General features: G+C 69.2%; 17 protein-coding genes and 1 tRNA gene. 14 read left to right on the forward strand and 4 right to left on the reverse strand.

The window, feature by feature from the left end; translation table 11 throughout:
* Window positions 1-133 precede the first annotated feature (133 nt).
* The 7 genes from BLV31_RS12975 to BLV31_RS13005 all read left to right on the forward strand — a co-directional run bounded on the left by BLV31_RS12975 (window position 134) and on the right by BLV31_RS13005 (window position 6,265).
* Window positions 134-1,117, forward strand: a complete 984-nt coding sequence (locus BLV31_RS12975; protein ID WP_064061543.1) for a ParA family protein — start codon at window positions 134-136, stop codon at window positions 1,115-1,117.
* 5 nt (window positions 1,118-1,122) lie between these two features.
* Window positions 1,123-2,019, forward strand: a complete 897-nt coding sequence (locus tag BLV31_RS12980; RefSeq protein WP_081263487.1) for a segregation and condensation protein A — start codon at window positions 1,123-1,125, stop codon at window positions 2,017-2,019.
* A gap of 143 nt (window positions 2,020-2,162) precedes the next feature.
* Window positions 2,163-2,795 (forward strand): SMC-Scp complex subunit ScpB, encoded by a 633-nt coding sequence (scpB, locus tag BLV31_RS12985; protein ID WP_064061547.1) that lies wholly within the window; start codon window positions 2,163-2,165, stop codon window positions 2,793-2,795.
* Between the two features lie 10 nt (window positions 2,796-2,805).
* Window positions 2,806-3,972, forward strand: a complete 1,167-nt coding sequence (locus tag BLV31_RS12990) for a pseudouridine synthase (protein WP_174556323.1) — start codon at window positions 2,806-2,808, stop codon at window positions 3,970-3,972.
* A gap of 32 nt (window positions 3,973-4,004) precedes the next feature.
* Window positions 4,005-4,667 carry a (d)CMP kinase gene (cmk, locus tag BLV31_RS12995; protein WP_039585988.1) on the forward strand — a complete coding sequence of 221 codons (663 nt, stop codon included), beginning with the start codon at window positions 4,005-4,007 and terminating at the stop codon, window positions 4,665-4,667.
* The gene (gene der, locus BLV31_RS13000; protein WP_019289613.1) at window positions 4,664-6,094 is read left to right on the forward strand and encodes a ribosome biogenesis GTPase Der; all 1,431 of its coding nucleotides are present in this window, start codon (window positions 4,664-4,666) and stop codon (window positions 6,092-6,094) included. Before cmk ends, der begins: the two co-directional genes overlap by 4 nt.
* 97 nt (window positions 6,095-6,191) lie before the next feature.
* Window positions 6,192-6,265: transfer RNA gene (locus BLV31_RS13005), tRNA-Pro, on the forward strand.
* Window positions 6,266-6,776: 511 nt separating this feature from the next.
* On the opposite strand, the gene BLV31_RS13010 is transcribed toward BLV31_RS13005, so the two are convergent.
* A complete protein-coding gene (locus tag BLV31_RS13010; protein ID WP_006552734.1) occupies window positions 6,777-7,172 on the reverse strand; it encodes a RidA family protein in 396 nt (131 codons plus the stop codon).
* Window positions 7,173-7,298: 126 nt separating this feature from the next.
* Here BLV31_RS13010 and BLV31_RS13015 point away from each other — a divergent pair, with 126 nt between their 5' ends.
* A complete protein-coding gene (locus BLV31_RS13015; RefSeq protein WP_064061542.1) occupies window positions 7,299-8,315 on the forward strand; it encodes a helix-turn-helix transcriptional regulator in 1,017 nt (338 codons plus the stop codon).
* Here the strand turns inward: BLV31_RS13015 and BLV31_RS25865 are convergent.
* Window positions 8,242-8,448 (reverse strand): AraC family transcriptional regulator, encoded by a 207-nt coding sequence (locus BLV31_RS25865; protein WP_072740585.1) that lies wholly within the window; start codon window positions 8,446-8,448, stop codon window positions 8,242-8,244. The two genes, BLV31_RS13015 and BLV31_RS25865, sit on opposite strands and share 74 nt — an antisense overlap.
* On the opposite strand from BLV31_RS25865, the gene BLV31_RS25230 reads away from it, so the two are divergent.
* Window positions 8,393-8,614, forward strand: coding sequence for a hypothetical protein (locus BLV31_RS25230; RefSeq protein WP_064061541.1), 222 nt, complete (start codon window positions 8,393-8,395; stop codon window positions 8,612-8,614). The genes BLV31_RS25865 and BLV31_RS25230 overlap by 56 nt on opposite strands.
* Before the next feature lie 123 nt (window positions 8,615-8,737).
* Window positions 8,738-9,154 (forward strand): VOC family protein, encoded by a 417-nt coding sequence (locus BLV31_RS13025; RefSeq protein WP_064061540.1) that lies wholly within the window; start codon window positions 8,738-8,740, stop codon window positions 9,152-9,154.
* A gap of 21 nt (window positions 9,155-9,175) precedes the next feature.
* Here BLV31_RS13025 and BLV31_RS13030 read toward each other — a convergent pair whose 3' ends face one another.
* The gene (locus BLV31_RS13030; RefSeq protein ID WP_064061539.1) at window positions 9,176-9,571 is read right to left on the reverse strand and encodes an MmcQ/YjbR family DNA-binding protein; all 396 of its coding nucleotides are present in this window, start codon (window positions 9,569-9,571) and stop codon (window positions 9,176-9,178) included.
* A 40-nt stretch (window positions 9,572-9,611) separates the two neighbouring features.
* Window positions 9,612-10,640 (reverse strand): phosphotransferase family protein, encoded by a 1,029-nt coding sequence (locus tag BLV31_RS13035; protein ID WP_064061538.1) that lies wholly within the window; start codon window positions 10,638-10,640, stop codon window positions 9,612-9,614.
* Between the two features lie 198 nt (window positions 10,641-10,838).
* On the opposite strand from BLV31_RS13035, the gene BLV31_RS13040 reads away from it, so the two are divergent.
* The 4 genes from BLV31_RS13040 (at window position 10,839) to BLV31_RS13055 (ending at window position 13,394) form a co-directional block, all read left to right on the forward strand.
* On the forward strand, window positions 10,839-11,456 hold the full coding sequence (locus BLV31_RS13040) for an NUDIX hydrolase (RefSeq protein ID WP_064061537.1): 618 nt from the start codon (window positions 10,839-10,841) through the stop codon (window positions 11,454-11,456).
* 111 nt (window positions 11,457-11,567) lie between these two features.
* On the forward strand, window positions 11,568-12,170 hold the full coding sequence (locus BLV31_RS13045; RefSeq protein WP_064061536.1) for a CDP-alcohol phosphatidyltransferase family protein: 603 nt from the start codon (window positions 11,568-11,570) through the stop codon (window positions 12,168-12,170).
* Between the two features lie 4 nt (window positions 12,171-12,174).
* The gene (locus tag BLV31_RS13050) at window positions 12,175-13,038 is read left to right on the forward strand and encodes a DUF881 domain-containing protein (protein ID WP_064061535.1); all 864 of its coding nucleotides are present in this window, start codon (window positions 12,175-12,177) and stop codon (window positions 13,036-13,038) included.
* Window positions 13,035-13,394, forward strand: a complete 360-nt coding sequence (locus BLV31_RS13055) for a small basic family protein (protein WP_006552743.1) — start codon at window positions 13,035-13,037, stop codon at window positions 13,392-13,394. Before BLV31_RS13050 ends, BLV31_RS13055 begins: the two co-directional genes overlap by 4 nt.
* Window positions 13,395-13,396 lie beyond the last annotated feature (2 nt).

Genomic DNA, 13,396 nt, shown 5'->3' on the forward strand with positions numbered 1-13,396 from the left:
CGACTCCGCAGGGGACGCGTGTCCGTGCGGTGATCCTGCCGACGAAGCGGTAGCGTTCTGGGGACGAGCCGCCGGGTCACCCGACGGGTCGACGAGAAGACATCCGGGTCGCAAGACAGGGGGAGTACCGAACGTGGGCACACCTCGGCCACCCGCCACGTACACGGAGCCGGAGCACCTCCGGTCGAACACCGTCCCGGTCGACGCACACGGCCGCGAGGACACCGACAGAACGTCCACCACCGAGCCTTCCACCACCTCCGGAACCGCTGCCGAGCCCGATCTCGGACCGACCGGCCGGCCACGCCGTCCCGTCCCGGAACCGGTGCCGTTGTCCACCCACGGACCGGCCCGCATCATCGCGATGTGCAACCAGAAGGGCGGGGTCGGCAAGACCACCTCGACCATCAACCTCGGGGCGTCCCTCGCCGAGTACGGGCGCCGCGTCCTGCTCGTCGACCTCGACCCGCAGGGCGCACTGTCCGCCGGACTCGGTGTCGCCCACCACGATCTCGATCTCACCGTGCACAACCTGCTCGTCGAACCGCGGGTGTCCACCGACGACGTGCTCGTGCGCACCCACGTCGAGGGCCTCGACCTGCTGCCGAGCAACATCGACCTGTCGGCGGCCGAGATCCAGCTCGTCTCCGAGGTCGGCCGCGAACAGGCCCTGGGCCGCGCCCTGTACCCGATGCTCGACCGCTACGACTACATCCTCGTCGACTGCCAGCCGTCGCTGGGGTTGCTCACCGTCAACGCGCTCGCCTGCGCCGACTCGGTGCTCATCCCCATGGAATGCGAGTTCTTCAGCCTGCGCGGCCTGGCACTGCTCAACGACACCGTCGCCAAGGTCCGCGACCGGCTCAACCCGAAGCTGACCGTTGCCGGCATCCTCGTCACCATGTTCGATCAGCGCACCCTGCACGGTCGTGAGGTGATGTCGCGGGTCGTGGAGGTCTTCGGCGATCTCGTCTACGACGCCGTCATCAACCGCACCGTCAAGTTCCCCGAGACCAGCGTCGCCGGCGAACCCATCACCCGCTGGGCGCCCACCTCTGCCGGCGCCGAATCGTACCGCGCACTCGCGCGGGAAGTGATCCACCGGAGCGGTCGCTGAGCCCCGTGCACGCTCCCGTTCACGACACCGCGGACACCGGCACGGCACCCGAAGCGGGGGCCGACGCGGTGGTCCTCGAGGAACCCACCGAACCGGACCGGCCGGAGGTCGAGGAGACCACCTCGGGCTTCCATGTGCGCCTGCGCAACTTCGAGGGCCCGTTCGACCTGCTGCTCACCCTCATCTCGCAGCGTCGCCTCGACGTCACCGAGGTGGCTCTCCACGAGGTCACCGACGACTTCATCGCCTACACCCGTAAACTCGGTCCCGAACTCGGCCTCGATCAGACCACCGAGTTCCTGGTCGTCGCCGCGACCCTGCTCGACCTCAAAGCCGCCCGGCTGCTACCCGCCGGCGAGGTCGACGACCCCGAGGACCTCGCCCTGCTCGAAGCCCGCGACCTGCTGTTCGCGCGTCTGCTGCAGTACCGGGCCTACAAGCAGATCGCCGAACAGTTCGCCGCCCTCGAGGCCGCCGCCCTGCGCCGCTATCCGCGCGCGGTGTCGCTCGAGGAGTGCTACGAGAATCTCGTACCGGAGGTCGTGCTCGGTGTCGACGCGCACCGCTTCGCCGAGATCGCGGCCGCGGCGTTCCGGCCGAAACCACCACCGACCGTCGGCCTCGACCACCTGCACACTCCGAAGGTGTCGGTTCCCGAACAGGCCGCCCACATCCTCGGTCTGCTGCGCGCCCGCGGCGCCGGCGTCTGGGTCGGATTCGACGAACTCGTCGCCGACTGCGATCTCGGACTGCTCGTCGTCGCCCGGTTCCTCGCGCTGCTCGAGCTCTACCGCGAACGTGCCGTCACCTTCGAACAACCCGACCCGCTCGGACATCTGCAGGTCGCGTGGACGGGGGAGACCGACGGGGAGGCCATCGATTTCGAGGAGGACTACGGGTGAGCGACGACACCGTCGCGCGGGAGCACGCGGACGATGCTGCGCCCGAGAGTGACGCTGCGCCGGGGAGCACGGACGACACCGCGCGGGAACGTGACGAAGACACTGCTGCGCCGGAACGCGCGTGGGACGGTGAACTTCTCGAGATCGCCGCCGACGAACTCACTGCGGCACTCGAGGCACTGTTGCTCGTCGTCGATACCCCCGCGCCGACCGAGCAGCTCGCGACCGCCATCGGGGTCACCGCCGACCGCGCCGAGGCCGCGCTGCGGCGTCTCGCACAGGACCTCACCGCGCGCGGATCCGGCATCGACCTGCGGTTCGCGGGCGACGGCTGGCGCTTCTACACGCGCCGCGATTTCGCGCCCTACGTCGAGAAGCTGCTGCAGGGTGGCGCGCGCACCAAGCTCACCCGCGCCGCACTCGAGACGCTCGCCGTGATCGCCTACCGGCAACCGGTGACCCGCAGCCGTGTCGGTGCCGTGCGCGGCGTCAACGTCGATGGGGTGATGCGCACCCTGCTCGCGCGCGATCTGATCGCCGAGACGGGCACCGATCCGGAGACCGGCGGCACGCTCTACGTCACCACGGAGCTGTTCCTCGAACGCCTCGGCCTGGCATCTCTGCAGGATCTGCCGCCCGTTGCGCCGCTTCTGCCCGATGTCGATGTGATCGACGACATCGCCGACAGTCTCGAGTCGGACCCACGATTTGAGAGAATGGGTAGGAACGCGCGTCCCGAGACTCTCTCGCCCGCGGAGTTCGATCCAGAGAACTGACAGGAACCAAGTGAATACACCCGCTCGCCGTGATGGCACACCGGACCGTAGAAGAAACAATCCCCGTAGCGCGAACACGCGCAACACCGGGGGATCCCGCTCGGGACGCGCGGAAGCACCGCGTTCCGGAGGACGCACCGAAGCTCCCCGCTCGGGGCGCGCAGGGGCTCCCCGTTCGGGGGAGCGCACCGACTCACCCCGCTCCGATCGCCGGGCCACTCCCGGCCAGTCGGCCGGGGGCCGCAATCCGGCACAGTCGGCCGGAGGTCGCAAACCGGCACAGTCGGCCGGAGGTCGCAAACCGCACCGCAAGGGCACCTCGACCGGTAAGCCCTCCAAGCCTGCCGCCAAGCGCGTCGCGCAGCGCGTCGTTCCGACCGTGAGCAACGCCCGTCCCGCGCGGCACCAGCATCGCGAGGCCGGCCCCGCCCAGCTGCCCGCCGGTGAAGGCGTGCGGCTGCAGAAGGTGCTCGCCCAGGCCGGCGTCGCCTCGCGCCGCGCCGCTGAGGAACTCATCGCCGCGGGTCGCGTCGAGGTCGACGGCAACATCGTCGTCGAGCAGGGCCTGCGCGTGGACCCGGAGAACGCCGTGATCCGGGTCGACGGCGTCCGCGTCGTCATCAACAAGGATCTCGTGCACCTCGTGCTGAACAAGCCCCGCGGCTGGCAGTCCACGATGTCCGATGATCTCGGCCGTCCGTGCGTCGGCGACATCGTCTCCGAACGCGTCGCCGCCGGGCAGCGCCTGTTCCACGTCGGTCGTCTCGACGCCGACACCGAAGGGCTGCTGCTGCTCACCAACGACGGCGAACTGGCCCATCGGCTGATGCACCCGTCCTTCGAGGTGCCCAAGACCTATCTGGCGACCGTCAAGGGTGTGCTCGCCCGCGGTGTCGGCAAGCAGCTCAAGGCAGGCATCGAACTCGAGGACGGACCCGCCTCCGTCGACGAGTTCTCGCTGCTCGAGGTCCACGAGGGCCAGTCGCTGGTGCGGCTCGTGCTGCACGAGGGGCGCAAGCACATCGTGCGACGTCTGCTCGATGCGGTCGGGTTCCCCGTGATCCGGCTCGTGCGCACCAACATCGGTCCCGTGGCGCTCGGCGACCAGCGTCCCGGCACCCTCCGTGTCCTCGGCCGCAACGAGGTCGGGGGCCTGTACCAGGCGGTGAAGCTGTGACGGGCGCACCGGCCGACGCGTTGGTCGTCGCGATGGACGGGCCGTCCGGCACGGGCAAGTCCACCGTCTCCAAGCGTCTCGCGCAGCATCTCGGTGCCGCCTATCTCGACACCGGCGCGATGTACCGCATCGCGACGCTGCACGCCCTGCGCCGCGGCACCGATCTGACCGATCCGGCCGCGATCGCCGCGGTCACCGCCGGCCTGCCGTGGTCGATCGGCACCGACCCCACCGTCGAGGACATCCGCCTCGACGGGGACGACGTGCGCGAGGTCATCCGCGGCGCCGAGGTCACGGCCGCGGTCTCCGCGGTCTCCGCCGTGCCCGAGGTGCGCACCCTGCTCGTCGAGGCCCAGCAGCGGCTCGGCCGCGCCGAGCACCGCGTCGTGATCGAAGGACGCGACATCGGCACCGTCGTCTTCCCCGACGCGGACGTGAAGATCTTCCTCACCGCTTCGGCGGAGGCCCGCGCGCACCGGCGCAACAACCAGAACATCGCCGAGGGTCGCGGCGACGACTACGAGGCGGTCCTCGCCGCGGTGCAGCGCCGCGACCACCTCGACTCCACCCGCGCGGTGTCCCCGCTGCGTGCGGCGGACGACGCGGTCGTCGTGGACACCAGCGACATGAACATCGACGAGGTGATCGCCGCGCTGCTCGCGGTGGTCGCCGAGCAGACTGGAGCGAAGCTGTGAGCGACGACCTGAGTACCGACTACACCGGGTTCGACGGCGACGGCACGTGGTCGGAAGAAGGCGACTGGGACATCGAATTCGCCGAGGGCGGCGACCTCGAGGAGTTCGTCCCGGTCCCGACCGTCGCCGTGGTCGGCCGACCGAACGTCGGCAAATCCACCCTGGTCAACCGCATCATCGGCCGACGGGAAGCCGTCGTCGAGGACGTCCCGGGCGTCACCCGCGACCGCGTCTCGTACGAGGCGTCGTGGAACGGCCGCCGGTTCATGGTGCAGGACACCGGCGGATGGGAACCCGACGCGAAGGGCATGCAGCAGTCCGTGGCCCGCCAGGCGGAGGTCGCGATGCGCACCGCCGACGCGATCCTCGTCGTCGTCGATGCCACCGTGGGCGCCACCAGCGTGGACGAGGCCGTCGCGAAGGTGCTGCGTCGGTCGAAGACTCCGGTGCTGCTCGTGGCGAACAAGGTAGACGACGACCGTGTCGAATCCGAAGCCGCGACACTGTGGTCCCTCGGACTCGGCCAGCCCTATTCGGTATCGGCCACCCACGGTCGCGGCACCGGTGATCTGCTCGACGAGCTGCTCGCCAAGCTGCCGGCCACGCCCCGCGAGGGTACCGGTGGGGAAGGGCCTCGCCGCGTCGCGCTGGTGGGCAAGCCGAACGTCGGCAAGTCGAGCCTGCTCAACAAGCTCGCCGGCGACGAACGGTCGGTGGTGCACGACATCGCCGGCACCACCGTCGACCCGGTGGACTCGATCGTCGAGCTCGGCGGCAAGCCGTGGCGCTTCGTCGACACCGCTGGTCTGCGCAAGCGCGTCAACAGTGCGTCCGGCGCCGAGTTCTACGCCTCCCTGCGCACGCGGGGTGCGATCGACGCGGCCGAGGTGGCGGTGCTGCTCATCGACGCCTCGCAGCCCATCACCGAGCAGGACCAGCGGGTCATCACGATGGTCGTCGAGTCCGGGCGCGCCCTGGTGATCGCGTTCAACAAGTGGGATCTCGTCGACGAGGATCGCCGCTACGAACTCGGCCGCGAGATCGACCGCGACCTGTTGCGGGTGCCGTGGGCATCGCGGGTGAACATCTCCGCCAAGACCGGTCGCGCCGTGCAGAAGCTCGTCCCGGCCATGGAGACGGCCCTCGAGTCGTGGGACAAGCGCATCTCGACCGGACGCCTGAACTCGTGGCTCAAGGAGGTCGTGGCCGCGACTCCGCCGCCGATGCGCGGCGGTCGCCTGCCCCGGGTGTTGTTCGCCACCCAGGCGGCCACGCGGCCGCCGACCTTCGTGCTGTTCACCACGGGCTTCCTCGAGGCCGGCTACCGCCGCTTCCTCGAGCGTCGCCTGCGGGAGGAGTTCAACTTCGACGGCAGTCCCGTGCGGATCTCGGTGCGCGTGCGGGAGAAGCGCGACCGCCGCAAGTGAGCTCCCGACGTCCGGTCGTGAAAACGCGCTGACCAGCCGATTAGTGTTTCGGTCCGTTCCTGTTGTAATCTCTGAGAGCGCTCGGAGAGAGCGCGGACGGGCTGTGGCGCAGCTTGGTAGCGCACTTGACTGGGGGTCAAGTGGTCGCAGGTTCAAATCCTGTCAGCCCGACGTAAACGCCCAGGTGAGAGTAAGTTTCTCGCCTGGGCTTCGTCATGTCCCGGGGGCGTTTTTGCCTGGTCCCCCGGCCGACCGAGCAGCCGCGTCGGTGCGCGACGTTGGCTCGGCGGCTTCCTGTGGATAAGGGGACCAGGGCCGCAGCGAAGCGGTCGATCGGCGGTCACAGCCTGCGCCCCTGCCGGGCTCGCGGTGCCTTGGACTTCGCGGCACCGCGAGACGATCTGCTGAGAAGGGCGTTGGCCTGCCGGTAGTCGATTTTCACCTGGGCGAGGGCGGCCTGGAGCCTGAGCGAGTTGGTCCAGGCGTACTCGGGTCCCGGGCACCCCGGCGCCGGCGCACTCCAGCAACAGGCGGACGTTCACTTCCCGCAGCCGCTCCAAGAAGGCGCCGATATCGCAGCCATAGACCCCGATCGTCATGATCGTGAGCATCGTATGCTCCCCATCTTCCTGCTGCTCGCGCCGGCGAGACCGGCACGAGCAGCAGGAGTGGCAAGGCCGCGTTACGCGACAGCGGTTCCTTCGAGTTCGATCATCTGACCGGGGATCGCCAGCCGCGTCACCCCGAGCATCGTGGTTGTGGGCGCGACGCCCGCGGCGCCGAGCCGCCCGGCGAGCACGCCGTAGTGCGGGAACAGCGCGTCCACGTCGGTGGTGTACACGTTGAGCCTGACGAGGTCTGTTAGGGACATGCCGGCCTCGGCGAGCACGGCTTCGAGGTTGTCCACGGCCAGCGCGAGCTGGGCCGCGATGTCCCCGTCGTGCTCGGGCCGGCCGTCCTTGCTCATCGCGGTCTGCCCCGAGATGTAGAGGGTCCGGGTGTGCCCTGCGACGACCTCGCCCTGGTTGAATCCCATCTCCTGCGACCATGTCACCGGGTTGACCGCTGTTCGTTCCATTGCCACTCCAATCGTTGCGACTGCGAGCGCCCGGCGGCCGGGTGGTCGCCGTCCTCAACGCCCGCAAACTCAGCCTCCCAACAAAACGCGACATCTTGTGTCATGATTTTTGATAGGAATGAAACTATGCGAGCCGATCGGTTGGTCTCACTGGTGCTGCTGCTGCGCCAGCGGGGTCGGATGACCGCGGACGAGCTCGCCGGCGAGCTGGAGGTCTCCGCCCGCACGGTGCTGCGCGACATCGAGGCGCTGTCCACTGCCGGCGTCCCGGTCTACGCCGATCGCGGGCGACACGGCGGGTTTTCCCTGCTTCCCGGCTTCCGCACGGAGCTGACCGGACTGAACCATGACGAAGCCCTCGCGCTGCTGACCGCCGGGTCGGGCCGCGGCGAGAAGGTCTTCGGCCTCGGCACCGCGCTCGCTTCCGCGATGCGCAAGGTGGTCGATGCGCTGCCCGAAGGCCACCGCACCAGCCTGGACGATGCGGCCCGGCGGTTCCTGGTCGAGCCCGACACCGACCTGCTCTCACGACGGCTGGTCACCGAGGACGTGGCGAGTGGCGTGATGGGCGTAGTCCGCCATGCCGTGCTCACCGGGCACAAGCTTCGCTTCCAGTACACCGCACCGGACAAGGCACCCCGCTGGCACGCCGTCGATCCGATCGGTCTGGTCACCGTTCGCGGCCGCACCTACCTGCTGGCCACCAAGTCGGGAGAGGATCGGACGTACCGGCTCTCGCGCATGGTGACCGCCGAGGAGCTTCCGGAACTGGCCGAGCGTCCCGCGCAGGTTGACCTCGACCGCATCTGGGCCGAGCGCAGCGCCCAGTTCTTGTCGAAGAACCACATCCCTGTGCTGGTCAGGGTCGAACCCACGCGACGTGAGGAGTTGCTGAACACCGCGCGAGCTGTCCGCGCCGAGGAACCGGAGGAAGACGGCTGGGTGCGTCTCGACGTGACCTTCGAGGACCTGCGGCACGCTGTCTGGGCGATCTGGCAGCTCGACACCGCCGCCGAAGTCCTCGCACCCGAGTCGCTGCGTGCGACCCTCCGCGACCGGGCGGCAACCCTCAATGCCAGATACGAGAGCTTTGCCCGGTCACCTGCGGAGCCTTCGCGCGGCTCAACGCCCGACAGCCACTAGGAGTGACGCCCACGCTACGGCGAAACTGACGGGCAGCGAAGTTCGGATCGCCCCACCCCGCCCGCTCAGCGATCGTCGTGATCGGCGCAGCCGTGGTGCGCAGACATGCTGCCATTCGCTCCGTCCGGAGCATCGTCGGGTACGCGATCGGAGATTGCCCGAAGGGCGACGACGCCGAGGCAACGGTGTCCGACGGCGACGTCTCGTCGTGGGCGGTCCCGCGACGTGCGGTCGGGCGCGTGCTGGCCGATCTGGTCGACCGACCCGAGTACGCCCGCGCCACAGTGACGGTCTCCTGACACGGATCGCGCCGAACGCTCCCGGAGCGGGGTGCGCACCGTCCACGATGAGAAATGCGTCGGCAGACGGTCATTCTTCGTGCGGCACCATCCGTGCCCTGCGGCACCCGCGAAAGGACCACGATGACCACACGATTCAATCCCTATCTCGCATTCCGCGATTCCGCGCGCGAGGCCATGGAGTTCTACAGGTCGGTGTTCGGCGGCGAACTGACGGTGAGCAGATTCGCGGACATGAACGCCTCGCAGGATCCGAGCGAGGACGACAAGGTGATGCACTCGATGCTCACCACCGACCGCGGCTTCGTGCTCATGGCCTCGGACACCCCGAACGGCATGGACTACACGCCCGGCACGAACTTCTCGCCGTCGCTCAGCGGGGACGACGAGAGCGTGCTCCGGGGTTGGTGGGACGCGCTGAGCGAGAGCGGTCGCGTCGACATGCCGCTCGAGCGTGCCCCCTGGGGCGATCTGTTCGGCATGTGCACCGATCGCTTCGGCGTGTCGTGGATGGTCAGCATCGGCGACCAGCAGGGCTGAACCCGCGCCGCTCGGCGCCCGTCAGCCGAGGCGGGCGTCGAGCTCGCGCACCAGTTTCGGTGGCGCGGTCTGCCGATAGGACATGTCGAGCAGTTCGGCGACCTCGTCCCAGTCCACCTCCGGACGGGCGAGGTCGTACCCGACCCACCCGGACGGCCCGAAATACGTCGGCACATAGGTGTGGGGTTCCTCGAGCAGCGCGCGGCGCTCCTCCTCGTCGGGCTTGACGATGAGGGAGCGGGGAAACGGTGCGCGGGTGCCCTTCTCGCCGCCTCCGTAGACCGCGAAGGCCGTCCGGGTGGAGAAGAACGGACGGCCGTGCGAGATCTTCTCGGAGGCGCCGGGCAGGGCCAGCGCGAGCGAGCGCACACGAGCTAGCAGGGGATCCGCCTCGTCGAACATCACCGGATGCGGCATGAGCGGAGCGTACCGAGCGACTACGACAACGGTCGCGAGATCAACTCTTCCGACTCGTCAGCGCATGGATACCGGCGTGCAACAGCGGCTCGACGCCGCGGCCGAGTTCCTCGAACCCGTCGCCGACCGTTTTGCCCTGACGGAACCGGAAGTAGATGCCCTCGAGGATCACCGCGAGCTTGTAGTAGGCCAGGGCGAGGTGGAACGCCATGTCCGACAGGTCGCGTCCACCGGCGGCCTCGTACCGGGCAAGCAGTTCGTCGTCGCCGAGGAAGCCCGGAGCGCGGGACACCGTCGACACGGGGAACTCCGTGTTCTCCCGCGCCAGCCGCTGGTACACCAGCAGCAACGCCACATCGGTGAGGGGATCGCCGAGCGTGGCCATCTCCCAGTCCAGCACCGCGACCACCTTGTCGTCGTCGTCGACGAGAACGTTGTCGAGCCGGTAGTCGCCGTGCACGATGCCCACCTCGCCGTCGCCCGGCAGATTGTCGACGAGCAGCCGGTGCAGCTCGTCGGCGCCGTCGAGGTCCCGGCTGTGCGAGTTCTCGAGCTGGGTGGTCCAGCGCCGCACCTGCCGCTCGAGGAAGCCCTGGGGGCGGCCGAAGTCCTCGAGACCCACGGTCGCCGGGTCCACCGCGTGCAGGGCGGCCAGGGTGTCGACCATCCGCTCGGAGATCACGCGCGTGCGCTCGGCGCCGAGCGGTTCGAGTTCCTCCGCGGTGCAATAGGGCGTCCCCACGACCAGATCCATGAGATAGAAGGGCGCGCCGAGCACCGAATCGTCCTCGCACAGCAGATGCGAGCGGGGGACCGGTACCGCGGTGCCGGCGAGCGCGGAGATGACGCGGTACTCGCGAGCCATGTCGTGTGCGGTCGCGAGGACGTGTCCGAGTGGGGGACGGCGCAACACCAGCCGCCGATCGCCGTCGGTCACCTCGTAGGTGAGATTCGAGCGTCCGCCGCTGATCAGGCGCGCGCGGAGGGGACCGGAGAACAGGTCGGGGGCGGAGGTCTGCAGATAGGCATCGAGCGCATCGAGGTCGAGGCCGGCGGGCACGTCGTTCATCGAGCTCCTTTCCGTCGGCTCCCACTATGACCGCGGGTGGGGATCCGTGTTCGGAGAACTCCCACCCCACGCAGATAATCCGGACTGCACGGAAACCATAAATATCCAGAACTCCCCCCCCTCGAGGCCGGTGTCACCGACACCGGCCAGGACATGCGCCTAGCCGCCAGGGCAGTTGTGACGAACTACTGTCGACCCATGCCCGCTGCTCACCCTCTCGACAGAGACAACGTCCGCGACGCGCTGGACGCGTTCGATTCGCGCCGACTGCCGCTCGACGGCCGCCGGCACGCAGCCGTCGTCGTGGCGGTGCTCGACGACGGGAACGGTAACCCCGTCATGCCCCTCACACGGCGACCGACCCGTCTGCGGGCACATCCCGGCCAGTTCGCGTTGCCGGGCGGACGTCTGGACGAGGGGGAGCAGCCCGAGGAGGCCGCCCTGCGCGAGCTGCACGAGGAAGTCGGAATCGACCTCGGCCCCGAGTCCGTCCTCGGCCGGCTCGACGACTACATCACCCGCTCCGGTTACGTCATGTCACCGTTCGTCGTGTGGTCGGACACCGCGGTGAGCGATCTGAAGCCCAGCCCCGACGAGGTCGACGTGCTCTTCGCCGTCACCACCGACGAACTCGACGTCGACCCGCGCTTCGTCACCATCCCCGAATCCGACAAGCCGGTGATCCAGTGGCCGTTCCGCGGTCATCTCGTGCACGCACCGACCGCCGCGGTGGTCTACCAGTTCCGCGAAGTCGTGCTGCGCCGGCGGGCCACCCGCATCGACGGTCTCGAGCAGCCGGTCTTCGCCTGGCGCTGACACCCCGGAATCTCCGCTCGCGCGGCTGTGGAAGGCTGGACTCCGCGCCCGAACGGAACTCCGGCGGGGCATCACGAGAACGACCTCACGAGAACACGGAGCGGCCCCACCATGACCGATGCGACCGGAACCGCCGACGCGCGCGGATCGGACCGCATCCTCACCGTGCCGAACGTCCTCAGCTTCGTCCGGCTGCTGGGTGTGCCCGTCTTCCTCTATCTCATCCTCGTCGCCCACGCCGACGTCTGGGCGCTGATCCTGCTGGCCGCGAGTAGCATCACCGACTGGGCCGACGGCAAACTCGCCAGGCTGCTCGACCAGACCTCCCGCCTCGGAGCCCTTCTCGATCCCGCCGTCGACCGCCTCTACATCGTGGCCACCCTCGTCGCCCTCGTGGCGCGCGACATCGTGCCTTGGTGGATCGCGGTGATCCTCGTCGGCCGCGAACTCGTCCTGGCGCCGACCCTGGCCGTCTACCGGCGCCGGGAACTGTCCCCGCCGGACGTGCTCTACCTCGGCAAGGGCGCCACCTTCCTGCTCATGTGCGCGCTGCCGCTGATGCTCGGGGCCGTCGCCGTGCCCGCCTCGGAGCAGATCACCGGACCGCTCGGCTGGGCCTCCCTGATCTGGGGGACCGTACTGTACGTGTGGACCGGCCTGCTGTACCTCGGGCAGGCCGTCGTGACGGCACGGACCGTGCCGGCCGGGCGGTGATCCGATGAGCCGCGCGTGGGAACGCATCCGGCGCAATCCGGTGCCCTCGCTCCTGAAGTCGCTCCTCGAGGATCATCTCGACCCCGGCTACGCTGCGTCCGCCGCGGACCGGGCTGCGGGGCGCTCGAGCACCTCTCCGAGCGCGTCGCGCGCGTGGCTCGGCGCCGGAGTTCTCCTCGCCGGCCTCGTGATCGGCATCGCGTACGCGCACAACGCCGACGTGCAGGCCGGCACCGACAGCACCCGCGTCGAGATCCTCGACTCCCTCCGGGCAGGGGATGAACGCATCACCGCGCTCACTGCACAGCGGGACGAACTCGGTGCCGCGGTCGACGAACGACGCACCGCCCTGTTCTCCGACGGAGGCGACGGCGCGACCATCCTCGACCGACTCCGCGACGCCGAGGCCGCAGCCGCGGCAACACCGGTGCGCGGTCCGGGGATCACGGTCACCCTCACCGAACCCACCGCGCGACCGAACCTGTCGGATGCGGCGCGAATCGAGGACCGACCCACCGCGCTCGTCCTCGACCGCGACCTGCAGTCGGTCGTCAACGCGCTGTGGGCGGCCGGTGCGGAGGCCGTAGAGGTCGGGGGCGTGCGGGTGGGTCCCGGGGTGACCATCCGGCAGGCCGGGGGAGCGATGCTCGTCGACAACCGGCCCGTATTCTCCCCGTACACGGTCTCGGCGGTGGGATCTCCCTCCCGACTGCAGACGACCTTCGTCGTCAGCGACGCCTACCTGCGCATCGCGGGGATACAGCAGCTCTACGGGGTGGGATTCACCCTCGCAGAGGAGGACGATCTCGAGTTTCCGGCCGCCACGGTCCGGAAACTCGGCAGCAGTGGAGAAACGGGGTACAGGTGAAGCGACTCGAACACGGTCACGCGCTCTACGCGGTGCTCGCACTGGCGATCGGGATCGGCGCCGGAATCGTGTTCAGCCCACAGGTACCCGATGTCGTGCAGCCCTACCTGCCCATCGCGGTGGTCGCCGCGCTCGACACGGTCTTCGGCGGTCTGCGCGCCTATCTCGACGACATCTTCGACGCGAAGGTGTTCGTGGTGTCGTTCGTCTTCAACGTCCTCGTCGCCGCCCTGATCGTGTGGCTCGGCGACCAGCTCGGCGTGGGCACCCAGTTGTCGACCGCGGTCATCGTCGTCCTCGGCATCCGCATCTTCGGAAACGCTGCAGCCCTACGTCGTCGCCTGTTCGGGGCCTGACC

The organism is Rhodococcus pyridinivorans, assembly GCF_900105195.1.
In the GTDB taxonomy this organism is placed as follows: domain Bacteria; phylum Actinomycetota; class Actinomycetes; order Mycobacteriales; family Mycobacteriaceae; genus Rhodococcus; species Rhodococcus pyridinivorans.

Excerpts from the sequence above, each read along its gene's own strand:
- BLV31_RS13040 (WP_064061537.1), top strand. The coding sequence starts at position 10,839 with ATGCCCGCTGCTCACCCTCTCGACAGAGACAACGTCCGCGACGCGCTG.
- BLV31_RS25865 (WP_072740585.1), bottom strand. The coding sequence starts at position 8,448 with ATGCTCCGGACGGAGCGAATGGCAGCATGTCTGCGCACCACGGCTGCG.
- BLV31_RS13050 (WP_064061535.1), top strand. The coding sequence starts at position 12,175 with ATGAGCCGCGCGTGGGAACGCATCCGGCGCAATCCGGTGCCCTCGCTC.
- BLV31_RS13025 (WP_064061540.1), top strand. The coding sequence starts at position 8,738 with ATGACCACACGATTCAATCCCTATCTCGCATTCCGCGATTCCGCGCGC.
- BLV31_RS13030 (WP_064061539.1), bottom strand. The coding sequence starts at position 9,571 with ATGCCGCATCCGGTGATGTTCGACGAGGCGGATCCCCTGCTAGCTCGT.
- BLV31_RS13015 (WP_064061542.1), top strand. The coding sequence starts at position 7,299 with ATGCGAGCCGATCGGTTGGTCTCACTGGTGCTGCTGCTGCGCCAGCGG.
- BLV31_RS13035 (WP_064061538.1), bottom strand. The coding sequence starts at position 10,640 with ATGAACGACGTGCCCGCCGGCCTCGACCTCGATGCGCTCGATGCCTAT.
- cmk (WP_039585988.1), top strand. The coding sequence starts at position 4,005 with ATGGACGGGCCGTCCGGCACGGGCAAGTCCACCGTCTCCAAGCGTCTC.
- BLV31_RS13045 (WP_064061536.1), top strand. The coding sequence starts at position 11,568 with ATGACCGATGCGACCGGAACCGCCGACGCGCGCGGATCGGACCGCATC.
- BLV31_RS13010 (WP_006552734.1), bottom strand. The coding sequence starts at position 7,172 with ATGGAACGAACAGCGGTCAACCCGGTGACATGGTCGCAGGAGATGGGA.